The 25,336-nt window shown below is 64.9% G+C and carries 25 protein-coding genes; 14 read left to right on the top strand and 11 right to left on the bottom strand.

What is annotated here, in order from left to right; translation table 11 throughout:
- Nucleotides 1-325: 325 nt before the first annotated feature.
- Nucleotides 326-1,756 carry an L-serine ammonia-lyase gene (locus QRN45_RS19015; protein ID WP_241708144.1) on the top strand — a complete coding sequence of 477 codons (1,431 nt, stop codon included), beginning with the start codon at nucleotides 326-328 and terminating at the stop codon, nucleotides 1,754-1,756.
- Here the strand turns inward: QRN45_RS19015 and QRN45_RS19010 are convergent.
- On the bottom strand, nucleotides 1,737-1,901 hold the full coding sequence (locus QRN45_RS19010; protein ID WP_171983419.1) for a hypothetical protein: 165 nt from the start codon (nucleotides 1,899-1,901) through the stop codon (nucleotides 1,737-1,739). The two genes, QRN45_RS19015 and QRN45_RS19010, sit on opposite strands and share 20 nt — an antisense overlap.
- Nucleotides 1,902-2,132: 231 nt before the next feature.
- Here QRN45_RS19010 and QRN45_RS19005 point away from each other — a divergent pair, with 231 nt between their 5' ends.
- Nucleotides 2,133-3,206 carry a lipid II:glycine glycyltransferase FemX gene (locus QRN45_RS19005; protein ID WP_241708145.1) on the top strand — a complete coding sequence of 358 codons (1,074 nt, stop codon included), beginning with the start codon at nucleotides 2,133-2,135 and terminating at the stop codon, nucleotides 3,204-3,206.
- Between the two features lie 96 nt (nucleotides 3,207-3,302).
- Nucleotides 3,303-4,781: a threonine/serine exporter family protein gene (locus tag QRN45_RS19000; RefSeq protein WP_241708146.1), complete on the top strand. Its 1,479-nt coding sequence runs from the start codon at nucleotides 3,303-3,305 to the stop codon at nucleotides 4,779-4,781.
- Nucleotides 4,782-4,789: 8 nt separating this feature from the next.
- On the opposite strand, the gene QRN45_RS18995 is transcribed toward QRN45_RS19000, so the two are convergent.
- On the bottom strand, nucleotides 4,790-5,629 hold the full coding sequence (locus QRN45_RS18995) for a siderophore-interacting protein (RefSeq protein ID WP_241708147.1): 840 nt from the start codon (nucleotides 5,627-5,629) through the stop codon (nucleotides 4,790-4,792).
- Nucleotides 5,630-5,644: 15 nt separating this feature from the next.
- Nucleotides 5,645-6,439: a uracil-DNA glycosylase gene (locus QRN45_RS18990; protein ID WP_242598640.1), complete on the bottom strand. Its 795-nt coding sequence runs from the start codon at nucleotides 6,437-6,439 to the stop codon at nucleotides 5,645-5,647.
- A 117-nt stretch (nucleotides 6,440-6,556) separates the two neighbouring features.
- Here QRN45_RS18990 and QRN45_RS18985 point away from each other — a divergent pair, with 117 nt between their 5' ends.
- The 6 genes from QRN45_RS18985 to QRN45_RS18960 all read left to right on the top strand — a co-directional run bounded on the left by QRN45_RS18985 (nucleotide 6,557) and on the right by QRN45_RS18960 (nucleotide 12,456).
- Entirely contained in the window at nucleotides 6,557-6,892 is a 336-nt protein-coding gene (locus tag QRN45_RS18985; protein WP_059388211.1) for a DUF3263 domain-containing protein, read from the top strand.
- Between the two features lie 49 nt (nucleotides 6,893-6,941).
- Nucleotides 6,942-7,565 (top strand): LytR C-terminal domain-containing protein, encoded by a 624-nt coding sequence (locus QRN45_RS18980; protein WP_241708149.1) that lies wholly within the window; start codon nucleotides 6,942-6,944, stop codon nucleotides 7,563-7,565.
- A 139-nt stretch (nucleotides 7,566-7,704) separates the two neighbouring features.
- Nucleotides 7,705-7,908 (top strand): cold-shock protein, encoded by a 204-nt coding sequence (locus tag QRN45_RS18975; RefSeq protein ID WP_059388209.1) that lies wholly within the window; start codon nucleotides 7,705-7,707, stop codon nucleotides 7,906-7,908.
- 92 nt (nucleotides 7,909-8,000) lie between these two features.
- Nucleotides 8,001-9,269, top strand: coding sequence for an ABC transporter substrate-binding protein (locus QRN45_RS18970; protein WP_241708150.1), 1,269 nt, complete (start codon nucleotides 8,001-8,003; stop codon nucleotides 9,267-9,269).
- 297 nt (nucleotides 9,270-9,566) lie between these two features.
- Nucleotides 9,567-11,195 carry a chaperonin GroEL gene (gene groL / locus QRN45_RS18965; RefSeq protein ID WP_078106281.1) on the top strand — a complete coding sequence of 543 codons (1,629 nt, stop codon included), beginning with the start codon at nucleotides 9,567-9,569 and terminating at the stop codon, nucleotides 11,193-11,195.
- A gap of 169 nt (nucleotides 11,196-11,364) precedes the next feature.
- The gene (locus QRN45_RS18960; RefSeq protein ID WP_284764300.1) at nucleotides 11,365-12,456 is read left to right on the top strand and encodes a ribonuclease HI family protein; all 1,092 of its coding nucleotides are present in this window, start codon (nucleotides 11,365-11,367) and stop codon (nucleotides 12,454-12,456) included.
- 71 nt (nucleotides 12,457-12,527) lie between these two features.
- Here the strand turns inward: QRN45_RS18960 and QRN45_RS18955 are convergent, their stop codons facing one another.
- From QRN45_RS18955 to QRN45_RS18940, 4 genes are all read right to left on the bottom strand, one after another.
- The gene (locus tag QRN45_RS18955; RefSeq protein WP_284764299.1) at nucleotides 12,528-12,818 is read right to left on the bottom strand and encodes a WXG100 family type VII secretion target; all 291 of its coding nucleotides are present in this window, start codon (nucleotides 12,816-12,818) and stop codon (nucleotides 12,528-12,530) included.
- 140 nt (nucleotides 12,819-12,958) lie between these two features.
- The gene (locus QRN45_RS18950) at nucleotides 12,959-14,440 is read right to left on the bottom strand and encodes a sensor histidine kinase (protein ID WP_241708153.1); all 1,482 of its coding nucleotides are present in this window, start codon (nucleotides 14,438-14,440) and stop codon (nucleotides 12,959-12,961) included.
- 2 nt (nucleotides 14,441-14,442) lie between these two features.
- Nucleotides 14,443-15,153, bottom strand: a complete 711-nt coding sequence (locus tag QRN45_RS18945) for a response regulator transcription factor (protein ID WP_059388206.1) — start codon at nucleotides 15,151-15,153, stop codon at nucleotides 14,443-14,445.
- Between the two features lie 83 nt (nucleotides 15,154-15,236).
- Entirely contained in the window at nucleotides 15,237-15,872 is a 636-nt protein-coding gene (locus QRN45_RS18940; protein WP_284764298.1) for a LysE/ArgO family amino acid transporter, read from the bottom strand.
- A 69-nt stretch (nucleotides 15,873-15,941) separates the two neighbouring features.
- On the opposite strand from QRN45_RS18940, the gene QRN45_RS18935 reads away from it, so the two are divergent.
- Both QRN45_RS18935 and QRN45_RS18930 read left to right on the top strand, forming a co-directional pair.
- Nucleotides 15,942-16,850 carry a LysR family transcriptional regulator ArgP gene (locus QRN45_RS18935; protein WP_241708154.1) on the top strand — a complete coding sequence of 303 codons (909 nt, stop codon included), beginning with the start codon at nucleotides 15,942-15,944 and terminating at the stop codon, nucleotides 16,848-16,850.
- Nucleotides 16,851-16,921: 71 nt separating this feature from the next.
- The gene (locus tag QRN45_RS18930) at nucleotides 16,922-17,149 is read left to right on the top strand and encodes a hypothetical protein (protein WP_284764297.1); all 228 of its coding nucleotides are present in this window, start codon (nucleotides 16,922-16,924) and stop codon (nucleotides 17,147-17,149) included.
- Nucleotides 17,150-17,167: 18 nt separating this feature from the next.
- On the opposite strand, the gene QRN45_RS18925 is transcribed toward QRN45_RS18930, so the two are convergent.
- The 3 genes from QRN45_RS18925 to QRN45_RS18915 are packed head-to-tail and all read right to left on the bottom strand — an operon-like array spanning nucleotide 17,168 to nucleotide 21,549.
- On the bottom strand, nucleotides 17,168-18,811 hold the full coding sequence (locus QRN45_RS18925; protein ID WP_284764296.1) for a DNA repair helicase XPB: 1,644 nt from the start codon (nucleotides 18,809-18,811) through the stop codon (nucleotides 17,168-17,170).
- 10 nt (nucleotides 18,812-18,821) lie between these two features.
- Entirely contained in the window at nucleotides 18,822-21,284 is a 2,463-nt protein-coding gene (locus QRN45_RS18920; RefSeq protein WP_241708156.1) for a helicase-associated domain-containing protein, read from the bottom strand.
- A 49-nt stretch (nucleotides 21,285-21,333) separates the two neighbouring features.
- A complete protein-coding gene (locus QRN45_RS18915) occupies nucleotides 21,334-21,549 on the bottom strand; it encodes a hypothetical protein (RefSeq protein ID WP_241708157.1) in 216 nt (71 codons plus the stop codon).
- Between the two features lie 243 nt (nucleotides 21,550-21,792).
- On the opposite strand from QRN45_RS18915, the gene QRN45_RS18910 reads away from it, so the two are divergent.
- The 3 genes from QRN45_RS18910 to QRN45_RS18900 are packed head-to-tail and all read left to right on the top strand — an operon-like array spanning nucleotide 21,793 to nucleotide 24,159.
- The gene (locus QRN45_RS18910; RefSeq protein WP_078106274.1) at nucleotides 21,793-22,176 is read left to right on the top strand and encodes a cold-shock protein; all 384 of its coding nucleotides are present in this window, start codon (nucleotides 21,793-21,795) and stop codon (nucleotides 22,174-22,176) included.
- A gap of 7 nt (nucleotides 22,177-22,183) precedes the next feature.
- Complete coding sequence (locus QRN45_RS18905; RefSeq protein WP_241708158.1) at nucleotides 22,184-22,768, top strand: DUF3027 domain-containing protein; 585 nt, start codon at nucleotides 22,184-22,186, stop codon at nucleotides 22,766-22,768.
- A gap of 44 nt (nucleotides 22,769-22,812) precedes the next feature.
- Complete coding sequence (locus QRN45_RS18900) at nucleotides 22,813-24,159, top strand: MFS transporter (RefSeq protein ID WP_241708159.1); 1,347 nt, start codon at nucleotides 22,813-22,815, stop codon at nucleotides 24,157-24,159.
- Between the two features lie 21 nt (nucleotides 24,160-24,180).
- Here QRN45_RS18900 and serC read toward each other — a convergent pair whose 3' ends face one another.
- The gene (serC, locus tag QRN45_RS18895; RefSeq protein ID WP_241708160.1) at nucleotides 24,181-25,311 is read right to left on the bottom strand and encodes a phosphoserine transaminase; all 1,131 of its coding nucleotides are present in this window, start codon (nucleotides 25,309-25,311) and stop codon (nucleotides 24,181-24,183) included.
- Nucleotides 25,312-25,336: the final 25 nt, after the last annotated feature.

Below are 25,336 nucleotides of genomic sequence, written 5' to 3'. Positions count from 1 at the left end.
ACCGCGTGGAGGCACTCGCCGCCGCGCACCCGCTCTACCCCGGCGTCGCGAACCTCAGCTGAGGTTCTCTTTTGGCTGTTGGTTCCGGCGAACCTGTCGGAACCAACAGCCCGTCGGGGCCGGCATCCTCTGCGGGCTCGGTCGCGAAGACGCCCGCTGGGCGGACGTTTCCGCGACCGAATGGGCCCACGCCGTCCGGGTTCCCTGACCGAGCTTGCGAGGTTAGGGGGACGGCGGGGACGCCCGCTGCCGGATGTCGGTCCCGAAGGGGCCGCGCTGCTCACCTCCCCACCGTCCCCGACCACAACTAACTAAGGAAACCGACATGGCTGTTGGCGTCTTCGATCTTTTCTCTATTGGGATTGGTCCTTCGAGTTCGCATACCGTGGGGCCGATGCGGGCTGCTGCGGTCTTTGCGGGCGAGCTGAAGGCTTCGGGAAAGCTGGACCGGGTGACGTCCCTGCGCGTTGACCTGTATGGTTCCCTGGCTGCTACGGGCCGGGGGCACGGCACCATGACCGCGGTGCTGCTGGGCTTGGAGGGCTACCACCCCGAGCAGATCCTCCCCGAGGAAGTGGAGGAACGGCTTGCTTCGATCGCGGAGACCGGCCAGCTGAACCTTGGCGGCGCCGTCGAGCCCGAATCCGGGGTATCCCTGCCGTATGGGGAAGCGGACATGATCCTGCACCCCCTCACGGTCCTTCCCCGGCATACGAACGGTATGAAGTTCTCCGTGTCCGATGCCGACGGCGAGGTCCTGCACGAGGCGACGTTCTTCTCCGTGGGCGGTGGCTTCATTGTCCGCGAAGGCGAAGAGGACGCAGCCCAGAAGGAACTGGAGGAGTCCAAGAAGGAACTTCCGCTGCCCTTCCGCACTGCCGCCGAGCTGATGGGACGCTGCTCCTCCAAGGGACTCGGCATTTCGGACATCATGTTCATCAACGAACGGGCTTCCCGGACCGAAGAGGAAATCCGCGAAGGCCTGCTCCACATCTGGTCCGTCATGGAGGGCTGCGTCGAAACCAGCCTCAAGCGCGAAGGCGTGCTGCCCGGCGGGCTGAAGGTCCGCCGTCGGGCCCCCGACTGGCACGAGCGGCTCTTGAAGGAAACAAAAGACCAGGACCCTGACTACCGGGATCCGAAGTACTGGCAGGAATGGGTGAACCTGATCGCCCTGGCCGTGAACGAGGAAAACGCCTCGGGCGGCCGCGTTGTCACCGCGCCCACGAACGGCGCCGCCGGCATCATCCCCGCCGTGCTGTACTACGCCCTGCATTTCGCCCCCGGAATGGACAAGGCCACACAACAGGACCGCGACGACGTCGTGGTGAAGTTCCTGCTTGCCGCGGGCGCCGTCGGAGTGCTCTACAAGGAGCAGGCCTCGATCTCCGGCGCCGAAGTGGGCTGCCAGGGCGAGGTCGGCTCCGCTTCCTCGATGGCCGCCGCCGGCTTGGCCGAAGTCATGGGCGGCTCCCCGGGACAGGTGGAGAACGCGGCCGAGATCGCGATGGAACACAACCTGGGCCTCACCTGCGACCCGATCGGCGGACTCGTGCAGATTCCGTGCATCGAACGCAACGCGATCGCCGCGGCGAAGGCCATCAACGCCGCGAAGATGGCGCTCTGGGGGGACGGCACCCACCGCGTTTCCCTGGACGAGGTCATCGTGACCATGCGCGAAACCGGCAAGGACATGTCCTCCAAATACAAGGAAACCGCCATGGGCGGCCTCGCCGTCAACGTCGTGGAGTGCTGACGACCGCTTCCTGATGGTCGACGCGGCGGGTACCGGACGGCCAGGCCGGGCCCAGCAGTGCCGCGGATGCCATAGCGGCGAATACCGACCACAAGCTGTTGCTGCGGCCGGCGGAGAGCGGCGGAATGGGGCGGTAGACGATCATCGGATCCTCCTGGTTCAGGTGTTGTTATGACTACTCTCCGCCGCCGGATTAGTTGTGGACTTTGGAGAACCTTTGCCCCGGCTGTGAGGCCCGGATCTGCCATCCACGGCCAGGCGTTGAAGCCGGCCATTCCCTAGCCCTCCGTGGTGGCCGATAGACTTGGAGCTGAACGCCTGCGCCGCACACCGGTGCCTGCTGCCTCACGAACGCAACTGATTGGACACGGCCCCCTTGCGAGAATTTACCGCACGCTTTGCCACCGCCGAGGAAATCGAACACTGGGACAAACACGTCACAGCCAACCCCAACGGCGGCAACCTCCTCCAATCCGAGGCCTTCGCGGACTTGAAGCAACACTTCGGCTGGAAGCCCCTGCATCTCGTCTACGAGACCGAGGACTACAGCAGCTACAACCTGGTCCTGGAGAAGTCGTTCCCGCTGCTCGGCAAGCTCTGGTACCTCATCAAGGGCCCCGATGTTGCCGGCGTCGAGGACATTCCAGGGATCATCAAAGCCAACCGCGAATTCGTGAAGCGGGACAAGCTCGGCGTCTTCGCAGTGAAAATCGAGCCGGACATCGTCCTCAGCAGCGAAGCCCGGGACGCGATCGAAGCCACCGGAGTGGTCAAGACCCCCAACCTGCAGCCGAACGACTCCACAGCCCTGCTGGACATCTCTCCCGAGGAGAACCAGCTACTGCGCAACCTGCATTCCCGCGGCCGCAACGCCGTCCGCCGGGCCATCCGCGAAGGGGTTGAAGTCCACACCATGGAACCCACGGAAGAGAACTTCCGCTCCATGTATGCGCTGATGACCAACACCGTCGAGGCGAAGTCCCAAGTGCGGGTCCGCGAATTCGGGTACTATCGCCAGTTCTGGACCAACTTCATCGAACGTGGCCAGGGCAGGCTCTTGTTTGTCTTTGAAAACGGTGTCCCCTCGGTCGGAGCCTTCGTCATCAACTATGGCCGGAAGGGCACCTACAAGGACGGCGGATCGCTGCAGAAGCGCGCGCAGTACGGCGATTCGCACCTGGTTCAGTGGACCGCCATCAACCAGGTCAAGGAACTGGGTTGCACGGAGTACGATTTCTGCGGCACTCCTCCCGCTGACCGGCTCAAAGACACTTCGCATCCGTTCCACGGGCTTGGCTTGTTCAAGACCAGCTTCAGCAAGGCCGTCACCGACTTTGTCGGCTGCTACGACCAAGTCATCAGCCCGCTGAAGTACAAGCTCTGGACCGCGGCCGGGGAGCGTATAGCGCGGCAGGTCTACACCCGCCGCACTGGTCAACAGTTCTACTAGGCCAGCAGTTCCACCAGGATCTCAACGCCACCCCGGCTACCCGCATGTGCATGCCATCGTATTTGGAGGAACCACGCCCTTTGGAGGAACACCCGCTTGACTGACCGCCCCGACAACAGGCCCAACACCGACGGCCTGCCCAAGACGCAGCCGCTGAAGCCATCCCAGGTGCGCCAGAATGTCAACGCAAAGCGCATGCTTCGCAGGCTCGTGCAGGGCGAGAACCCACCCACCGCCCCTATGAGCATCGTCGATCGACTGGCAGGCAGTCCCTACGCCAACCCCATCATCCATGTGGGCGGCGTTGACGCTTCGGCCCGCAAGACCATCGACTTCGCGCTGCACATGGCAGAATCCATGTTTCGGTACGGAGCCGGGGCCCTCGAAGTCGAGACCAGCATCATCGCAGTCACGGCCGCGCTCGGGTTGAAGAACATCGAAGTGGACATCACCAACCAGTCAGTCCAGATCAACTACGCACCCAAGGAGCAGACCCCTCTGACCCTGCTCCGCGTCGTTCGTTCCTGGACCAACAACTACGCAGGTTTGGCCCAGGTGCACCAACTCGTCACGGACATCGTGGCCGGCGGGGTGGGCAGGGCCGAGGCCGTGCGGCGGCTGGATGACATCATCCGCAGCAGCAAGCCCTTCCCGCGGTGGATGGTCACCATGGCATTCGGCGTCTTCGCCGCTGTCTTCGTCGGGGTCCTCGGCGGGGGACTGGGAGCGTCCGCCCTGGCTTTCGTCTCCAACATGCTCGTCAACCTCGTGGCCCGCCAATTGGGCAAGTGGCGCACGCCTGACTTCTTCGTGACAGCCGCTGGCTCCTTCCTGGTCACGTTCATCGCGCTCATGCTCCACTGGGCCGGGGCGGACATCCCGCCGTCGATCGTCGTGGCAGGTGGCATCCTCTTGCTGTTGCCAACGGGCCGGCTCGTCTCCTCGGTGCAAGATGCCATCAACGGATTCCCCGTGACTGCGGCCGGACGTTTCCTGTCCACCATCCTGACCTTCGGCGCGATCGTTGCGGGGATCGCCGTCGCAGTGGTTGTGGGTGACCTCATCGGCAGCGTCGCGATCGACGTCACGCAAACATTCCCCGAAGCGTATCCATTGTGGGGCCAGGCCATCCTGATCGCCATCGGGGTGATTGCCATCGGCATCACCGAACAGACCCTCCTCAAGCTTCTGCTCCCGACGGCGGCAGTGGGCTTGGTGGGTTACTTCGTCTTGTGGGGGGCTTCAAACCTCGGCTTTGGAGACCGGCTCTCGCCGGCGATTTCCGCCGTCGTCATCGGTCTGCTCGCCCGCATGGTCGCCCTCAGGCTGGGGGCCCCGCAGTTGGTGGTGGCCGTCCCGGCCGCCCTCATCTTGCTCCCCGGCCTGAAGATATTCCGTTCCATGTATGTGTTGACCGTGCAGGAAGCGGACGTCTTGCTCGGTTCGGGCGGCATGCTCAACGCCGGGGCAATCGTGCTGGGCGTGGCCGCGGGAATTGTCCTGGGCGACAACCTTGCCCGTCCGCTGACAAAGGGCCTTGCCAGCAACGAGCGACGCCGCGTCCGCAGGCGCTAAGCTGCGCCCTAGATCTGCCCGATCGGGAGTTTCTTCTCTGCCTGGAAATCGTCCTCGACGCGCCCCTGGGCCCAGTATCCAGAGAGCGATACCTGGGAACGCTCGAGCCCACGCTGCTTGAAGAAGATGTCCCGCAGTCCCTTCATGTAACCGCGTTCACCATGCGCAAACACGTCGACGCGGCCGGGCAGCCACTCCGCTTCGCCCAAGGCATCAAGCAGGATCGAGCTGGATCCGGCCGGGACTCCGGAGCGAAGGAGCCAACGCAGCTCCACGCCGTCGGGGGCCGCTATGGCAAGGATGTCGGCGTCGCTATCGACTTCGAGGAAAGCCAGGCCCTTGGCGTCGGCCGGCAGGGATTCGATTGCTGCGGCGATCGCCGGGAGCGCGGCGTCGTCGCCCGCGAAAAGGTACCAGTCGGCGTCGGGTGCCGGGTTGTAGGCGCCGCCGGGTCCTGTGAAAACAAGCGTGTCGCCCGGCTGGGCCGCCAGGGCCCACGGACCCGCAAGGCCCTCGTCGCCGTGGACCACAAAATCAATGGCCAATTCCTGCGCGGCCTGGTCCACCCAGCGGACGGTGTAGGTGCGGGTGTAAGGCCACTGTTCGCGCGGCATGGTCTCGCGGATGGCCCAGAGATCCAGAGGCAGCTCGTAGTCGACGCCGGGCTGCGGGAAGACGATCTTCACATACCGGTCCACGAAGCCGTTGTTCGCGTAGCCGGCAAAACCGGGTCCACCCGCAATGATGCGCACCATGTGGGGCGAAAGCTGTTCCGTGCGCAGGACAGTCAGGTTCACTTGGGGGCGGGTATTCCGGGATGCAGACGACGTCGCAGGCAAAGATGTCATGTAGGCAAGCCTAAGCTAAGGCAGTGGTGGAAGTTCCCAGATGACGGGATCCGCGCCTTGCCTGCGGAGCAGCTCGTTGGCCCGGCTGAACGGGCGCGAACCGAAGAAGCCCCGCGACGCGGAGAGCGGGCTGGGGTGCGCGGAGGAGATCACGGGGGCGCCTTCAAGGAGGGGCTGGACGGCTTCAGCGTCCTTGCCCCACAGGATCGCGACCAGCGGACTCTGCAGCCCGGCAGCATTGGTGCGGCGGGCGACGGCGGTGACCGCCGCCGTCGTGATGGCCTCCCAGCCTTTGCCCCGGTGCGAGCCGGCCGCACCGGCAGCGACGCTCAGCACCCTGTTCAGGAGAAGTACCCCTTGGTCCGTCCAGGCCGAAAGATCTCCGTGCACCCGCTGCGGGAGCCCGAGGTCGGACTCCATCTCCCGGTAGATGTTCGAAAGGCTGCGGGGGATGGGCCGGGTTTGTCCGGAAACCGCGAAAGCGAGCCCGACGGCGTGTCCCGGCGTCGGGTAGGGGTCCTGGCCGAGGATCAGCACTTTGACGTCGGCCAGTGGCTGCCGGAATGCGCGAAGGATGTTCGACGCGGCAGGCAGTACCTGGGTTCCGCGGCTGGCCTCGCCCGCCACGAAGGCCAGCGCCGAGCGCAACTCGTCCTCGACGCCGGAGAGCGCGTCGGCCCAGTCCGGCGCCATCAGGTCCTCCAAGGCCATCCCCGGGAGTGCTTCGAACCCGGCGGAGCGGTCCTCGGATTCAAGCTCAAATAACGCTTCTTCGCCTGCCACCCAGCCATTCTCCCTGTCGTGGGGCATCTGGGGAAAGCGGGCCCTCGGGAGTTCCTCCCGCGGCGGGGCAAATGACATCCGTGTTATTCGCCCGGTATCATGGGTGGGGGACATTTTTCAGTCAATGCGTCGAAGGAGTGTGTCGTGGCAGAACCCGCACGGGAACCCATGGCGTCCGAAGCAACTGGATTGGTGCTCGAAGACCTGTCCGCCGGACTCCGCAGCGATTCGCCGCTCGGCGAGCGTGAACAGCAGATGCTCGCCCTGGAGAGGCAGTGGTGGAAGTACGCCGGGGCCAAGGAACAGGCCGTCCGGGAACTCTTCGATCTGTCCGCGACCCACTATTACCAGCTCCTCAACGCCCTCATCGACACCGAGGAAGCACTGGCGCACGATCCCATGCTGGTCAAGAGATTGCGTAGACTACGTATGTCACGTCAGAGGGCCCGCACAGCGCGCCGTCTCGGTTCCGACGCATAAAGCATCCGCTGATACCCCAGCAAGCAAGCAGCAAGGACAAGGCTTCACCATGACCAAATTTGCCCGGGATGAATTCGACCGTGTCCCGCAGAGCTCATCGCGCCAAGGTGTCCACAGGCTCGTCGCGTCCGCTTCCCGCGCAGCCTTGTGGCCGGTGCTGCTCCTGGGCGGCATTGCGCTGGCTGTCGGCCTCGTGGCGTTCCTCGTCCTTCCGAAGCTGGGATTCACCTCATCGACGACGCCGCAAGCCGTCGCCACGGCGGGCGCCTCGAAGCCAAGTGCCGCGGCGTCGCCCTCTGCGAGCAGCATGCCGTCTCCAAGTAGCTCTGTGCAGGCATCCGGGCAACCAAGCCCGAGCGATACTCCCTCCAGCACGCCGACCCCCACCACGGCGCCCTTGGACAAGACCGCGGTAGTCGCGGTCTACAACGGCACCACCACCGGTGGACTGGCTGCCCGTGTGGCCGGCATGGTGCAAGGCGGGGGATGGCCGTTGTCCACCGTCGCCAACTGGGGCGGCATGCCCCAGCAGACGTCGTCGGTCTTCTACAAAGGCGCGGCCCAGAAGGGCAACGCCGAAGCGCTCGGCAAATTGCTGGGTATCTCCAACCTGGTGGACAGCGCCGAGTTCCAGCAGCCCGTAGTTGTCATTCTGGGCCCCGGTTACAAGTAGGAACTCGGTTACGCCTCAATAACATTGCGGCTACCCGCACCCAAGGTTGCGCTACGGCAACGTGACTGTGGTTACAGTAGTTGTGAGCTGGCCCGGAGATCCCGGAAGCCGGCCACAGCTAGTTGAAAGTGTGGGGATCATGGCTTTGGGAACCGTCAAATGGTTCAATGCCGAAAAGGGCTACGGATTCATCACCGTGGATGAATCCGGTGACGATATCTTTGTGCATTGGTCCGCCATCCAGATGGATGGCTTCCGTGCGCTCGAAGAAGGACAAAGGGTCGACTTCGAATTGGGCGAGGGCCAGAAGGGCCCCCAGGCAGAAAGCGTGCGGCTTATCTAGTGGGTGTTGCGGCAACAGGGCTGTCCCTGCCTCTTGGGGTGCGCCGGTCCCGGGTATCGTTGGCAGCACCTCTCCTTGCAGGTTTTGCAGCCTTGGCCGTTGGACTGGCCGGGTGTTCCGCCCCCGTTGGCAACGCCAGGCTCAGCTCCGTCACTCCGAGCGGCGACGGCGTCCTGCGCGTCGGCGTGATTCTGGACAATACGGGTAGTTCCGCCTTCCTCAACGAGTCCGAGCTGGCAGCGGCCAAATTGGCCGTCAAGCAGATCAACGACTCCGGCGGCTACAAGAACCGCCCGGTCGAGTTGCTCCCGGAATCCGCGGCCGGCGAAGGCATCAGCGCCAGCCAAGGGGCCAGCGCGGCGGCCTTCACGGCCGATACAGCCACGCAAGCCAAGGCTTTGCTTTCGGCCCACGCCGACGTCGTTGTGGGGCCGACGGATTCGAGCCATGCACCCGCCGCCATCGATGTGCTGGCTCCTGCCCGGATTCCGCTCATCTCGCCGGCCAACACGGCGTCGGGGCTGAGCAGCTACAAGAACGGCGGTTTCTACTTCCGCACCTCGGCCGCTGATGCCGCACAGGGGAGCGTCTTGGCGAAGCTTGCCCACGACGGCGGCGCCAAGAGGATTTCCGTCCTCCACGAATCCGGGGACTACGGCACTCGTGTTTCCGGAGCGGTCATGGACGCTGCCCGCAGCCTCGGAATGGAGGCAGTGACCAACACGGAATTCGCGGCCGGCAAAGCAGCTCCCGCCGCGGCGGGCATCAAGTCCGGCACTCCTGACGCCGTCGTCGTGGTTGCCCGTGATGGCGCCCAAGGCGCCCTGGCCGAGCTCTTGAACGCGGGGTTGAGCGGCAAGAACCTGATCTTGAGCGACGGTGCCATCCGCCAATACGGAACCGCGCTGGGAGCCGGTGGCCTCGACGGCGCGCGGGGAATTCTTCCAGGCGTCTTCCCGAGTGCGGAGTTCCAGGCGGACCTGACCGGCATCGACCCCAAACTCAAGGACACAACGTACGCGGCCGAAACGTACGACGCCGTCACCCTCGCGGCGCTCGCGGCCGCGGCGGCGGGCGACGACGCCGGCGGTTCGATCGCAGCCTGGCTCACCACCGTGTCCGGCGGGACACGTCCGACGTCGGGTGATGCGGCAACGAAGGAACGCACGTCCTGTACGTCATACAAGGACTGCCTCGAGGTGCTGAAGGGGGCCAAGCTTCCGGATTACGACGGCGAGTCCGGCACCATCGGGTTCGACGCCAATGGCGACGTTACATCGTCCAATTACATGGTCTTCACCTACGGTGCAGACAACACTGCGCGGGTGAGTGGCAAGGAGACCGCCTCGCGGACTCCGTGATCGGCTTGTGCCCGTAGCGAATTCCCCTGGCGTGGCGAGCAGTTTCCCTCGCTTGCTGCTTGCACTCTCCTCGGGTGAGTGCTAATTATTGATTAGCACTCTCAAGCACTGACTGCTAATTCTTCACGGCTCCGGCCGTCTGGAAACACTGGCGGTGTTTGGGGGAACAAAGAAAACCTTGCTGGGGTGAGATCCCGAGCGCGCGGCGTACAGAGGCCGAACGCGAAGGATCGTCCGTCGCGGGCACCGCAGTGAAGGCACCTTCTTAACGACTGTCCCGAAAGGACTACCGCCGTTATGGCCAAGATCATTGCATTTGATGAAGAGGCACGCCGCGGTCTCGAGCGGGGTCTGAACATCCTCGCCGACGCCGTCAAGGTCACCCTCGGCCCGCGTGGACGCAACGTCGTCCTCGAAAAGAAGTGGGGCGCCCCCACGATCACCAACGATGGTGTTTCCATCGCCAAGGAGATCGAGCTGGACGATCCTTACGAGAAGATCGGCGCCGAGCTGGTCAAGGAAGTTGCCAAGAAGACTGACGACGTCGCTGGCGACGGCACCACCACCGCCACCGTCCTGGCCCAGGCCCTCGTCAAGGAAGGCCTGCGCAACGTAGCTGCCGGCGCCGACCCGCTGTCCCTCAAGCGCGGCATCGAGAAGGCTGTTGAAGCCGTCATCCGCGAGCTGCTCGCCTCCGCCAAGGAGATCGAGACCAAGGAAGAGATCGCAGCCACGGCTTCCATCTCTGCCGGCGACACCGAAATCGGTAACCTCATTGCTGAAGCCCTGGACAAGGTCGGCAAGGAAGGCGTCATCACGGTCGAGGAGTCCAACACCTTCGGCCTGGAGCTTGAACTCACCGAGGGCATGCGCTTCGACAAGGGTTACATCTCCGCTTACTTCGTCACCGACGCAGAGCGCCAGGAAACGGTCCTCGAAGACCCGTACATCCTGATCGTCAACTCCAAGATCTCCAACGTGAAGGAACTCGTTGCGGTCCTGGAGAAGGTCATGCAGTCCAACAAGCCGCTGCTGATCATCGCCGAAGACATCGAGGGCGAGGCCCTGGCCACCCTGATCGTCAACAAGATCCGTGGCACCTTCAAGTCCGTTGCCGTCAAGGCTCCGGGCTTCGGTGACCGCCGTAAGGCACAGCTCGCCGACATCGCGATCCTCACCGGCGGCCAGGTCATCTCTTCGGAGGTCGGCCTCAGCCTCGAGAACGCAACCCTCGAACTGCTCGGTAACGCCCGCAAGGTTGTTGTCACCAAGGACGAGACCACCATCGTCGAAGGTGCCGGCGACGCCGACGCCATCGCCGGCCGCGTGGCACAGATCCGTGCCGAGATCGAGAACTCCGATTCCGACTACGACCGTGAGAAGCTGCAGGAGCGCCTGGCCAAGCTGGCCGGCGGCGTTGCAGTCATCAAGGCCGGTGCCGCAACCGAGGTAGAGCTCAAGGAGCGCAAGCACCGCATTGAGGACGCAGTCCGCAACGCGAAGGCTGCCGTTGAAGAAGGCATCGTCGCCGGTGGTGGCGTTGCCCTCATCCAGGCCGGTGCCAAGGCATTCGCCAACCTGCAGCTCGAAGGCGACGAAGCAACGGGCGCCAACATCGTCCGCGTTGCCATCGACGCTCCGCTCAAGCAGATCGCCCACAACGCCGGCCTCGAGCCGGGCGTTGTCATCGACAAGGTCCGCGGCCTGCCGTCGGGCCACGGCCTGAACGCCGCAACCGGCGTTTACGAGGACCTGCTGGCTGCCGGCGTCAACGACCCCGTAAAGGTCACCCGCTCGGCTCTCCAGAACGCAGCCTCCATCGCTGGTCTGTTCCTGACCACCGAGGCCGTTGTTGCCGACAAGCCGGAGAAGAACGCTCCGGCCATGGGTGGCGGCGACGACATGGGCGGCATGGGCGGCTTCTAAGCCCCCGCTGTAGCTCACCAGCCACACGCACGACGACGGTTCCCGCCTCAGGTGGGGGCCGTCGTCGCCGTTTAACCACCACGCCCGCTCACGTATGTCGGGTTTTGGCGGAACGCCCGCTCACGTTTGCGGTCCGGGAGTGTCGGGGTGGTCTGGCAGGATGGAAAGCATGACGATTATTGCTGCCGCCGACGGTTCTGCCCTCGGCAATCCCGGGCCTGCCGGTTGGGCCTGGTACGTGAACGACTCTTGCTGGAGGGCCGGGGGGTGGCCGCACGGAACCAACAACCAGGGCGAGCTCATGGCGGTGCTGGACCTCTTCCGGTCAACGGCACACGTTCCCGACGAAGAGCTGAAGATTCTGTGCGACAGCCAGTACGTCATCAATTGCATCACCAAGTGGATGCCAGGGTGGAAGCGCAAGGGCTGGCGCAAAGCGGACGGGAAGCCCGTCTTGAACGTCGATCTCCTCAAGGACATCGACCAAGCCATTGTCGGCCGCAAGTACACGTTCGAGTGGGTCAAGGGCCACGCAGGCCACGACCTCAACGAGGCTGCCGACGATCGCGCCCGCGCGGTGGCCACCGCATACCAGCAAGGTATAGCCGCTCCCGGCGGACCCGGTTATCCCGGAGCCGAAGCTGCAGGGTCTTTGGCCCGCACATCATCAGCGGGCACGCCACCAGCTCGTATGCAGTCAGCCCGCACGATGCCTGTGGAGGCGCCGTCGCTTTTCGACGACGATCATGACGACGCCGATGCGCCGGATGAAGACCTGACGTTGTTCGGCGGCCAAGACCTTTCGGACGGGTCGCCTTTGCTCAACGCGACGGTGGCGTTCGCGGAGCAGGAGGCGTTCATCGAGCCCACCCTCTTCGCCGGTGACGACGAACAAGCGGTCCTTGGCCAGGACGGCGGGCGCTCAGACGAGGAAACGGTCATTCTTCTTGAGAAGGAGCTCCTGAGGCCCGACGTCAGGGGAGACCTTGGACGTACGGGGATACTGCTCCACCCCGACTTTACCGAGATTGGCAGCTCCGGACGTGTCTGGTCCCGGGACGAACTCATGATGGCGTTGGAGGGAAATCCGGGCGAAACCGCTGAGATCGAGGTCATTTCCGCGGAGCGCCTCTCCAGCAACACCATGCTGCTCAACTACAGAAGTTACGGACGAACCGGCTCGGCCTTGCGGAGTTCCATCTGGTTGCTCGACGACGGCCGCTGGCGTTTGCGCTTCCACCAGTCGACGCCGGAGAAGTAAGGGCGCAAATGCAGGCTGCACCCCGGCGGGAAGGCGGAATGGCCGCCCGCCGGGACCCGCAGCCTCAGCGCTCAGTAGCTGAACCGCTGGGTGTTGCCTTGTTCGGTCTGGAGATAGCTTGCCGCGGCGGAAGACAGTGCCAGGTTGATGGATGCCAGCGAAGCCTCCACTTTGTTCTGGGTCAACGTCCACTCGGAGACGAGGGCCTGGAAATTGTTGGCCGCTGATCCCTTCCACGTGGCTTGGAGCTCGTCCAGCCCACGTTTCATCGCTTGGACGTCGGCGCTGACGCGATCCACGGTGGCCTTGACGTTGGTGGATTTGAGCTGGAGCAGTTCGGTATCGACGGAGATAACGCTCATGGGGCGTCGCCTTTCAACTAACGGGGTCCGCAGGTGCGGCTGGCGTGTGGTCCACACAACGAGCCTAGAAGCGGTCCCATAGCCCGGACAGAGCCGTATCTCCCTATGTGGACAACTCGCTGGGCCAACGCGCCCGGGACTTAGTCCGAGATCTCCGCCTCCGCGATGCCCGCGTCTTCAGGCATCTCCGAGATGTCGTCCTGGAAGGGGAGGCTGACAACCAAGGTGGCCCCGCCGCCGTCGGTCTCGTCGACCCTGACGGTACCGCCGTGGGATCCCACAATGGCAGAGACAATCGCGAGACCGAGGCCGCTGCCGCCGGTCTCCCGCGTGCGCGAAGTGTCAGCCCTGTAGAAGCGTTCGAAAATCCGGGGCAATTCCTCGGCCGGAATGCCGCTGCCGTGGTCCCGTACCTCGAGAACGGAGAGTGGACCGCTCGGACTGTTGCGGACACCGACGGCGAGCTCGATCGGCGTTCCTTCGGGCGTATAGCGCAGGGCATTGCCCACCAGGTTTCCCAGGACTTGCCGAAGCTTGGCCTCGTCACCCTGGACCGGGGCAGGCGCGGCCGGGCCGCCGTCGAGCCCCGTCAGCGTAATCTTCCGCTTGCCGGACGTTGCAAGGGAGTCCACGACGGCGTCGTTCGCGAGGAGCTGCAAGTCCACCGGCTTGAGCTGCAAGGGCCTTTGTTCGTCCAGCCGGGCAAGCAACAGGAGGTCTTCCACCATGGATCCCATGCGCTTGGCTTCGCTCTCGATCCTGCCCATGGCGGTGCCCACGTCTTCCGGTGTGGAAAGGGCGCCGTGGCGGTAAAGCTCGGAGAAACCGCGGATGGTGACCAAGGGGGTGCGCAACTCGTGGGAAGCATCAGCGGCGAATCGCCGCATCCTGGCCTCGGAGGCGGCACGCGCAGCGAAGGACGACTCGATATGCGCGAGCATGGCATTGAGGGAGGCACCCAGGCGGCCGACCTCGGTGACCGGATTCTCGATGTCCACGCGGCGCGAGAGATCGCCGGCGGCAATGGCGGCAGCAGTCTTTTCAACGCGCGAGAGGGGGCGGAACGAACGCGCAACGGTCCACGTGGCGATGAAGAACGCGAGCACCAGGGTCAACAGTCCGACGCCGACCACCACCAGGGTGGCGTGTTCCATGACTTTGTCCACGGGAGACAGGGGCAGCCCGATGATCACCACTGCGTTTTGCCCGGTACGGTTGTCCACGACGTTGACCGCCACCACGCGCCAATTGGCGCCGGTAGTGCCACCAACCTGGAAGGGCGCGTAGTTGCGATCCTTGGCTTCAACCGGGCTGATGCTGGCGATGTTCGGACGATCGGTCTTGCTGCCGCCGAACGGATACGGTGGCTGGCCCTGGACGTAGAGCGTCAGGGAATAGTCGGTGGGAACGGCAGGGCTCGCCTCGGACAGGTTGGCAAAGGACTGCTGCTGCTGGGCGGTCTGCACGGCAGCCTTGAGCTTGTCATCCACCTGCCCTTGGAGGTAGCTCTTGACGAGCGTCAGCGTCCCCGCGCCTGTGGCGGCCAGGGCAAGGAGCAGCAGCCCCATGATGATGGCGACCAGCTGCGACCTGAGGGAGGCCGACTTCCAACGGTTGAACAAGGTCAGCGCTTCTCGGCCGTCCGCAGTACGTAACCGACGCCGCGCTTGGTCTGGATCAGGGCAGTGGCATCCGGGTCGATGTCCACCTTGCGCCGGAGGTAGGAAATGTAGGACTCCACGATCGAGGCGTCGCCGTTGAAGTCGTACTCCCAGACGTGGTCCAGGATCTGCGCCTTGGAAAGCACCCGGTTCGGGTTCAGCATGAGGTAGCGCAGCAGCTTGAACTCGGTAGGCGAGAGCTCGATGATGGTACCGCCGCGGCGAACCTCGTGCGCGTCGTCGTCGAGCTCCAAGTCATCAACGCGGATGACGGCGTCGTCGTCTTCCATCGGCTGCGTGCGGCGGAGCACGGCGCGGATCCGGGCCACCACTTCATCCAGGCTGAAAGGCTTGGTGACGTAGTCGTCGCCGCCCACGGTCAGGCCGGTGACCTTGTCTTCCGTGTCGTCCTTGGCAGTCAGGAACAGGACAGGGAAGTGCTTTCCGGCGGCCCGAAGGCGGCGGGTGACAGTGAACCCGTCCATGTCGGGGAGCATGACGTCCAGGACCGCGAGGTCCGGGGCGTGAAGATCGGCGGCAGCGAGTGCCTCGCGGCCGTTCGACGCCGCAACGACCTCAAAGCCAGCAAAGCGCAGCGAGGTGGAGAGCAGCTCACGGATGTTGGGTTCGTCGTCGACGACGAGCAGCTTGGCTTCGGGGCCGTTCTTTTTCATACCATTCATGATGCTCCCAGTTTCTGGGAGTTGACTGGATGCTTGTTGTGAGAATTATCCGCGTGTCGAGGCTGCATCCCCGGCTAACTTCCGAAGGCAAGCCCGACGCCGAGACCCACCATCGTGACGGCAATCCCGCCGTCGAGAATCCGCCAGGACGCCGGGCGCGCAAAGAAGCCGCGCAACATTTTCGCGCCGAACCCGAGCGAACAAAACCACAGAATGCTGCCCAGCATGGCTCCGGCGCCGAACCACCACCGCAGGCCGGGCCCTTGGGCATTCGCCACCGATCCCAGGAGCAATACAGTGTCCAGGTAGACGTGGGGATTGAGCCATGTGAGTGCCAGGACGGTTGCCAGCGCTGCAGCCAGTCCGCTTCGGCCGGCGCCCGAAGGCCCGGGGTCCGCGGAGACGAGCGCTTGCGGCTTGAGGATCCGCCGGCCCGCCATCACGCCGTACGTGACCAGGAACGCCGCGCCGACATAGCGAAGAACGACGACGGCGGCAGGTGCCGCGGTGAGCAGGGCACCCGTGCCGAATACCCCGGCCGCGATGAGCACGGCATCGGAGATGGCGCACACGGCAACGATCGCTCCGATATGTTCGCCGCGGATTCCTTGCCGGAGGACGAAGGCATTTTGGGCGCCAATGGCAACAATGAGGGCCAGGCCGGTGCCAAGGCCCAGGCCGGCAGCGTGGAAGACGTCGGGGGAGTTCATGTTTCGAGGCTAAGTTTCGCCGTAAACATTAGTCCAGCTAAATATTCTTAGGCATCGTAAGATCATCTTATGGCCAGATTCTCCTCTGAACAGTTGCACACCTTCGCCGCCGTGCTCACGGAAGGCACGCTTGACGCCGCCGCCCGCTCGCTGAACATCACGCCGTCGGCGGTCTCCCAGCGCCTCAAAGCGCTGGAACAATCATCCGGAAGGGTATTGCTTCAGCGCAGCAATCCGGTCCAGGCCACGGAATCGGGGCACGTCGTGCTCAGGCTGGCGCGCCAACTCGCCCAATTGGAGGCCGACGCCGAACTTGAACTGGGGTTGCCCGGCGAATCGCCCATGGTGTCGGTGCCGATCGTGGTCAACGCGGATTCCCTGTCTGTCTGGTTCCTCAAAGCCCTGACGAAAGTTCCTGCGGAATTGAATGCGGTCTTCGACCTTCACCGGGATGACGAACAGCATTCCACGTCCATGCTGCGTGCAGGAACGGTGATGGCAGCCGTGACCGCGACGCCCGAACCGGTGCAGGGCTGCCGCGTGGAGCCGCTGGGGAGCATGCGGTACCGCGCCGTCACCACCCCGGAGTTCAAGGCGAGGTGGCTTCCCGACGGCGTCGATGCCGCCTCGCTGCGCGCAGCTCCCGCCGTGGACTTCGACCGCAAGGATGAATACCAGCACCGCTTCCTGGAACTCCTGGGCGGTGCGGGGCGTGGAATGGAACCGGCCGGGCCGCGCCACTATGTTCCATCCAGCCAGGAGTTTGCCGAAGCCATTCGCCTGGGTCTCGGATGGGGATTGCTGCCTGAACCGCAATGCGGCCGGGACATAGCCGATGGATCCTTGGTGGAACTCGCGCCCGGGCGGCCGTTGGACGTTCCCTTGTACTGGCAACGGTGGCGGACACCCTCGCGGATACTGGACGCCGTGACAGAGGCGGTCCGCAGCACCGCCGCGGAAGTGCTTCGGGCGCCCTGACAAAAAGGCCAAAAGCCAACACGCCGCGGGCACAGTCTTAAATTGTCGGACCCCCGTTTCACACTGGAGCCATGGAAAACAAACAAGAATCACGCGGTGAAATCCACAACGTCGAATTCCATGTCAGCTACCTGGACACGCTCTCCGGACGCGTTGAGCACGAAGCGTTCAGCGACCGCCCGGCCGCTGAACGCTTCGCCGCTGCCCAGCTCAAGGACGAGGACTCGTGGGCTGTCGTCGACGCCGTCGTGCTGCGAGCAACGCAAGGCCAGGAGCGCGCGCAACAACTGGTTGCCTAGCTTGGGTTGGCCAAGCCCCTAGGCGGCGGGTACGTCCTTGGCGTCCATGATCCGGTAGGCGTAGCCCTGTTCGGCGAGGAAGCGCTGGCGTTTGGCGGCAAAGTCCTGGTCGAGGGTGTCCCGGGCCACCAAGGAGTAGAAACGTGCCGCACGGCCGTCCTGCTTGGGACGAAGCAAGCGCCCCAGCCGCTGGGCCTCTTCCTGGCGGGAACCGAAAGATCCAGATACCTGGATCGCCACGGATGCCTCGGGCAGATCGATCGAGAAGTTGGCCACTTTGGACACCACGAGGGTCTTGATGTCACCGGCGCGGAAGGCATCGAACAGTTTCTGCCGCACCTTCACCGTGGTATCGCCCTTGATCACGGGGGCGTCCAAACGCTCGCCGATCTCATCCAACTGGTCGATGTACTGGCCGATCACCAGCAGTTGCTCGCCTTGGTGCAAGGCCACCAGCTGCTCCACCAAGTGCGTCTTGGTCTCCGACGTCGCGCAGAGCCGGTACTTGTCCGCGTCCTCCGCCATCGCGTAGGCCACGCGCTCGTCCCGGGGCAGGTCCACCCGGACCTCCACGCAGTCCGCCGGCGCAATGTAGCCCTGGGCTTCGATGTCCTTCCACGGGGCGTCGTAGCGCTTGGGGCCGATCAGGCTGAAGACCTCGCCCTCGCGGCCGTCCTCGCGCACAAGCGTCGCCGTGAGTCCAAGCCGCCGCCGGGCCTGCAGGTCCGCGGTCATCCGGAAGATCGGAGCAGGGAGGAGATGGACCTCGTCGTAGATGATGAGTCCCCAGTCGTGCCCGTCCACGAGTTCCAGGTGCGGGTAGAGGCCGCCGCGCTTGGTCGTCAGGACCTGGTAGGTGGCGATCGTGACGGGCCGGACTTCCTTGACCGCGCCCGAATACTCGCCGATTTCCTCCTCCGTCAGCGACGTCCGCTTGAGGAGCTCGTCCTTCCATTGCCGGGCCGCGACCGTGTTGGTCACCAGGATCAGCGTGGTGGTGGAGCTGGTAGCCATGACTGCGGCCCCCACCAAGGTCTTGCCTGCACCGCAGGGCAGCACGACGACGCCGCTGCCGCCCGCCCAGAAGTTCTCCGTGGCCAGCTTCTGGTATGGCCTCAGGTGCCAGCCGTCCTCGTTGAGGGCGATGAGGTGCGGAGTGCCATCCACGTAGCCGGCGAGGTCCTCGGCCGGCCATCCGAGCTTGAGCAGCAATTGCTTGAGCTGTCCCCGCTGGGAGGAATGCACCACCACGGTTTCGCCGTCGATCCTCGGCCCCAGCAACGGTGCGATCTTCTTGGCCCGGATGACTTCCTCGAGCACGGGGTAGTCGGTGGTGCGCATGACCAATCCGTGCTGCGGATCCTTTTCCAGGCGCAAGCGGCCGTAACGGGACATCGTCTCTTCGATGTCGATCAGCAAGGAGTGCGGCACCGGGAACCGGGAGTAGCGCAGGAGCGTGTCGAGGACTTTTTCCGCATCCAGTCCTGCCGCGCGCGCATTCCACAGGCCCAATGGGGTGAGTCGGTAGCTGTGGACGTGTTCGGGGGCCCGCTCCAGTTCGGCGAACGCCGCAATCGCATGGCGGGCCTCGGTGGCGAGCTCGTGGTCGACTTCCAGCAGGATGGTTTTGTCGCTCTGTACGATCAGCGGACCGTCGCTCACTATTGCTTCCTCACTTGCGCGGATCGCCCGCGGGCTCCACATCGATGATGCGATGGATGGACAAGACTCTTTCGGTGTCCCTGGCCGCGTCGAACACCCTGACGCGCCCTCCCGACACCGATACGGGAACAACTGTTTCTGTATTGGAATTCCCCGAGCCGTCAACCACGTTCATGGTGACCGCTTGCTTCAGCCGGATGGCCCTCTGCAGGGTTTCGAGTCCGAGTTGCGTTGCCGCCTCGCCGGTTGCGTCGCCGTGGACAGAATGATGTTGCCTCAGTACCGAAAGCTGGGCGTCGACGTCGTCGTCCGGCGGTGCGGTGCGGGGCGCGGTGTACACGGGGCGGGCCCCGCCGGCCAGCGCCGTCGTCCTCCTGTAGCGCACGACGGCGGTCTCCGCCTCCTGCACGGCGGGCGAGAGTCCCAGCTCGCGTAGCACCCTCGCGACCTCCCGCGGGCTCGCCGTGGAGGTCAGCACCGTGGGGGCGATCCGGACAAGTCCGAGGCTTGAGGCTCCCGGCTCGTGAACGAGTTCGGCGATGGCTGCCTCGTCGTCGCTCTGGATGAAACTGGGGCTGCTGGCGACACGCAGGCGGCCGTGCCGCGAGGCGATGTCCTTGATCAAGTACCGGAGCGGCTGGGGGACATCGGTGGCCGAGTGGGTGCGCAGGAACCCGAGGATGGTTTCGGCGTCCTGGCCGGCGTCCAACGCGCGCCGGATCGAATCTCCGGAGAATCGGAAGATCGTCGCCGGGCCCTGGCCTTCGGCGTCGGCGATCAGAAGCAGTTTTTCGCTCAGCTCGGGGGCCAGGTACCCGGGGGCGACGGCGGTCAGGTCTGCTTGCAGGAGGACATGGTTCACCGCGGCGGGGAGGTGTTCGCCGAGGATGCTGAGGGCCAGTTCGGGCTGTTCGGTGGCGATCGCCGAACCAAGCTGGGTGAGGGCGCCGGAACCCATGAGCCCCAGGAGTTCGGCTTCGTGCAGGATGCCGCGGACAAGGGAACTGAACCGCCGCGACATCCGAGGCTGGGCCCATTCGGCGCGTTCCATGACGGCTTCGGCGTTGAGCACAGGAGCCTTGCCGTCCGGTGCTTCCACCTCGAGGGTGAGTTCTTCGAGGATCTCCAGGATCCGTTTGCGGACCAGCGGGGCGTCAGGGCGCTGGGCCTCGGCGGACAGGGCATTGATGGAGGTTGCCGCGGAGCCCGTTCGCGGTGCCGTGGTGCCGGGCCCCGGAAGGGTCTGGCCCACGAGGGAAGGAGCGCGCTCGCTGGCAAGCCAGGCGTTGACCAGCCACAGCCACTGTTCCTGGCGCGGGAGCGTGAGCCATTCCAGCGATGGCGGTTGCACCCACGTGGAACTGTCCACATCGAGGCGCAGTAATCCGGACAAGGCACCGAGCTCGAGGATGAGTGCGGTCTCGGATAAACCGAGGCGGAGGCTGTCGGCGAGGCGTTTGAGCTCGCGCACGCCCACACCGCCGCTGCGCAGGGTGACCACCGGCTGCTCGCGGACCGCGTACAGGAGTTCACCCACCAGCCGGAGCACTTCGGCGATGGCACCCATGGCGGCATTGCGGCGCAGGGCGGCACTCGTCTGGCCCAGCTCCGGCACGGGAGGCTTCAAGGTGAAGTGGTCCACGATCGCGCCGCCGCGCAGGGACAGGCCGACGCTGTGCGGAAGCTCAACGTGGCCCGCGTCGAGGGGAACAAGCAGTCCACGGGCCAGGAGCCAGTCCACGGGGCCGACGTCGCGGCCTTCATGGAGCACGGAGGCCTTGCGCTGGGCCTGCGGAACGGCGCCCATGGCCCAACTGCCGAACTTGTTCAAAAGGGGACGTGTCCGGACAGGTGCCTCGGACAGGATGTGCTGAAGGTTCTCCGGGGTCGATGTCCAATGTTGCAGTGCCAAAGCCGCGTCCATGGGCGTCGTGGCGGCCAGGATATGGGCGCCGCTCTGGTGGAGCTCGGCAACGAGGTGCACCACCCGCTGCGCGAAGGCAGGCTGCAGTCGGACCAACTCGGTGTAGCTGCGGCCCAAGCCCGCCGGGTAGATGCCGATGACGTCCTTGAGGCTGCCCACCGGCAAGTAGAAACGCTGCCTGCCTGGATTGTGCACCGTGGCCGGCGGATCGGCCCGGTGGATGAGGGCCAGCTCCTGGAGCTTGCTCAGGATCGGTTCGAGCGCGGCAAGCGTCGCTCCGTTGATGCACCTCTTCAATCCGGCCGCCGATGCGCTGTGGCCGGTGTCCGTGTTGGTGCATAGGTGGAGCGTCTCCAGCACCTGCATCTCCGGTTTGTTCAGCCGTTCCAGGGCGCGCTGCACGCTGACCCGGGCACTTGCCCTCGCTGCGAGGGCGGCGAAATCCGGTGCGATGGGGGAGATCAGGTCCGGCCGCGCGGCAAACAAGGCCCGCAGCGAATCGTCGCTGCGCGCTTCCAGTTCCTTGCTGAGCGCGCGAATAAGGGACATCAGTTCAACGTTACCGCCAGGCGGGCCCGCCGTCGGGCTTTCCGGCCGCTCATTGACGGCGCCGTGCCCACACGGAGTCAACCACCAGTGCGGCCATCAGAATGAAGGCGAGCGGCAGCCCGTACAGGGCGGTGGACGTGACCCACACCGGGGCCACGCCGTTGCCATAAGCGATCACCATGACGGCGGCGACGGCCGCCAGGGACAGGACTGCGACGACGGCGGCAACGATCGTGAGCGGCCGGCGGAAGTCGTGGGGAATCATGCATGCAACGCTAACAGTCCGGGGCCGCATCACCGGTTCCGGCCCGGGTGCAGTCCGGTCGCGGACAAATGGCGGCGGCACCGGCCTGCTGGAGCCTCAAAGCGCGATTCCGCGGCCGGGCAGGATAACCTTGAAGCAATAGACCAACACGGTCCAGGCAGTTACCCCTATTCCCGCAGCATCCTGCGGATGCGGTGGCGCGCCGGCTGTGTCTCGCAAGTCAGAACGAAGAAGGTTGATTACGTGCCCACCGGCAAGGTCAAGTGGTATGACAAGGACAAAGGCTTCGGATTCCTCGCGGCAGAGGACGGCCAGGAAGTGTTTCTGCCCAAATCAGCGCTGCCCGAAGGCGTAGCGGATCTCAAAGCGGGCACCCGGGTTGAGTTCGGCGTCGCCGATGGTCGCCGGGGCGCGCAAGCCCTTGGCCTCCGCGTGCTGGACAAGTTGCCATCCATCGCCAAGGCCAAGCGCATGAACGCCCGCGAGCTTGCTCCGGTAGTCCAGGATCTCGTTTCCGTCCTGGACAACCTCTCCGGCACGTTGTCCGCCGGCAAGTACCCTGAAGGCGCCAAGGGCAAGGCCATTGCCGCAGCCCTGCGCAAGGTCGCCGACGAGCTGGAAGCCTAAAGCTGCCATGACATCGGAATCCGCTGAAGCCAGTCCTGAAGAGAACGGCACTGGCGCCGCTGCTGGAACGGCTGGAACGCCTGGTTCCGGTGCTGAGCGGAAGCCGGCAACGGCGAAACCCCGCACCGGCATCCCCGTGTGGCGCGTCGGCAAGCCGGACGCTTTCCTGGCCGCCGCCGTCGATGTTGCCCGCAACGCGGTGGAGACCATAGCCCGGCCGGGTGAAATCGGCCCGCACATTGCAGCGCGCTCCGAAGGCGAACGCGTGGTCACCCACCTGTTCGAATCGCGGCTGGCAGGCTATGGCGGTTGGCAGTGGTACGCGGTGGTGACCCGCAACTCGCGCTCCAAGGTTGTCACCGTCAGCGAGCTTGGACTGTTGCCGTCGGAGGACTCCATCCTCGCGCCGGAATGGGTGCCGTGGGCAAAACGCGTCCGTCCGGAGGACGAGGCTACCGCGGCCGAAGAACTCGCGGAAGAGGCCGTCGTCGCCGTTGACGTGGACGACGACGGCGAGCCCTCCGGTTCGCAGGCCGCCGCTTCCGGTGACGCACCAGAGAACGACGACGTCGACGACATCGAGGCTGACTAACCTTTGGCGGACCCGGCGAGTGAATTCCTTGAAGGTGGAAACTGATGTCCACTTTCAAATCGCTGGGTGTCCCTAACTACCGCATCTGGTTCATCGGTGCCCTCATTTCCAACGTCGGCACGTGGATGCAGCGGACTGCCCAGGATTGGTTGGTCTTCGCCCATCTGAGCAATCACGACGCCGGCGCCATGGGCGTGACCTTGGCCCTCCAACTCGGCCCGCAGCTTTTCCTTGCTCCGTGGGCCGGACTGCTTGCCGACCGCTACAGCCGGCGCAGGCTCCTTGTCATGACGCAATCGGCGATGGCAGTCCTGAGCACTGGCTTGGGACTGCTGGTGCTGAGCGGTGCGGCGCAGTTGTGGCATGTCTATGTGTTCGCGCTGGTGCTGGGCGTCGTCTCGGCACTTGACGCACCGGTCCGCCAGACGTTCGTCTCGGAACTGGTCAAGGACGACTATCTTGCCAATGCCGTTGCATTGAACAGCGCATCCTTCAACGTTGCGCGCATGATCGGTCCCGCCGTGGCCGGCGTCCTGACAGTGGCCGTGGGCCCGGGCTGGGTGTTCATGATCAACACCGTGACCTTCCTCGCAATGCTTGGCGCGATCCGGGCCATTCCCCTAGCCTCCCTGCGCGTCCAGCCCCGGGCAGCCGCAGGCAAAGGCCGCATCCGGGAGGGGCTTCGCTACGTCCGCAATCGACCGGACATTGTGGTTGTCCTCGTCGCGATTTTCATCATGGGCACATTCGGCTTGAACTTCGTCCTCTTCATTGCGGCCATGGTCGGCACGGAATTCGGCATGGACGCGGGCGCCTTCGGGCTCCTCAACTCGGTCATGGCGATCGGCTCCGTCGCAGGGGCGCTCCTTGCCGCCCGGCGCGGCCGGCCACGGATGCGCCTCATCTTCGCGGCGGCGGGCGGGTTCGGCCTCGCGAGCGGACTGGCGGCGCTGGCACCGAATTACACCATGTTTGCCTTGGCGCTGATTCCCTGCGGCTTGTTTGCCCTGACCATGATCACCAGCGCCAACGGCTACGTGCAATCCACCACTGAACCTGTCATGCGCGGCCGGGTCATGGCGCTCTACATGGCCATCTTCATGGGTGGAACGCCCATCGGTGCACCGTTCGTCGGCTGGGTATCCAACGTCGCCGGACCCCGATGGGCTGTGGGTGTGGCCGCCGCCGCGGGCGCCGGCACCGCCGTCGTCGGCATCGTGTGGATCATTCGCGCGCGCCAGCTGCGGCTCCGTTTCGATCGAACCGCCCGAGGGCTGCGGTTCTTCCGCATTGAGTCCTTGGGCGCGGGCGATGCTCTTAATAAGGACAGCGCCGTTAAAGAGGCCAGCGCCGCCCGGGATCCGCACCCGGACGACGCCGACAAGCCCTGACCGCAGGAACGCGGCCGGCGCTTACTTCTTCAGTTCGCCCACCACATAGTCGATGCTGGCGAGCAACGCAGAGACGTCGTCCGGCTCGATGGCAACGAAGGTAGCGATGCGCAGCTGGTTGCGGCCCAGCTTGCGGTACGGCTCCGTGTCCACGATCCCGTTGGCGCGCAGCACCTTGGCGATGGCCGCGGCATCGATCGAATCATCGAAATCGATCGTGGCGATGACGTTGGAGCGATCCTCTGCCTTCGCGACGAACGGGGTGGCGTACTCGGAAGCCTCTGCCCACGTGTAGATGCGGTTTGCGGAGTCCGCGGTGCGTCCCGAAGCGAAGTCCAGGCCACCATTCTTGTTGAGCCACTGCACCTGGGCATCCAAGGTCACCAAGGTGGACAAGGACGGCGTGTTGTAGGTCTGGTTGAGCTTCGAGTTGTCGATGGCCGTCTGAAGGTCCAGGAAATCGGGGATCCACCGGCCGCTTGCCTTGATGCGGGCGGCGCGCTCCAGGGCTGCGGGGGAGAAGAGGCCCAGCCACAGGCCGCCGTCGGAGGCGAAGTTCTTTTGCGGAGCGAAGTAGTAGACGTCGGCCTCGGCAACATCGACATCCAGGCCGCCGGCCGCGGACGTCGCATCCACCAGGACCAGGGCGCCGTCGTCGCTGCCCTCAACGCGCTTGACCGGAGCGGCCACACCCGTCGAGGTTTCGTTCTGCGGCCATGCGTACACGTCCACGCCCGCTTCGGCCTCGGAAACCGGCCGGGTGCCCGGCTCGGACGTGATGATGGACGAGGCTTCCAGGAAGGGTGCCTTGTTGGTGGCCGCAGCGAACTTGGAGCCGAACTCACCGAAGGAGAGGTGCTGGGCTTTCTTCTCGACCAGGCCGAAGCCGGCGACATCCCAGAACGCGGTGGAGCCGCCGACGCCGAGAATCACCTCGTAGCCCTCGGGCGCACGGAAGAACTGGCTCAGTCCCTCGCGGACGGAGCCCACCAGGTTCTTGACCGGTGCCTGGCGGTGGGAGGTGCCGAGGATCGTGGTCGAGGCGGCGGACAGGGCCTCGATCTGCTCCGGGCGGACCTTGGAGGGCCCGGCGCCGAAGCGGCCGTCCTTGGGCAGCAAATCGGCGGGGATAGTGATGCTGTTGTCGCTCACGGGATGCTCCAATGGTGAAGTAGCG

Source organism: Arthrobacter sp. efr-133-R2A-63, assembly GCF_030209795.1.
Classification (GTDB): Bacteria; Actinomycetota; Actinomycetes; order Actinomycetales; family Micrococcaceae; genus Arthrobacter; species Arthrobacter bambusae_A.
The sequence above is the reverse complement of the archived record's forward strand: the minus strand, read 5'-3'. Positions and strand labels throughout refer to the sequence as shown.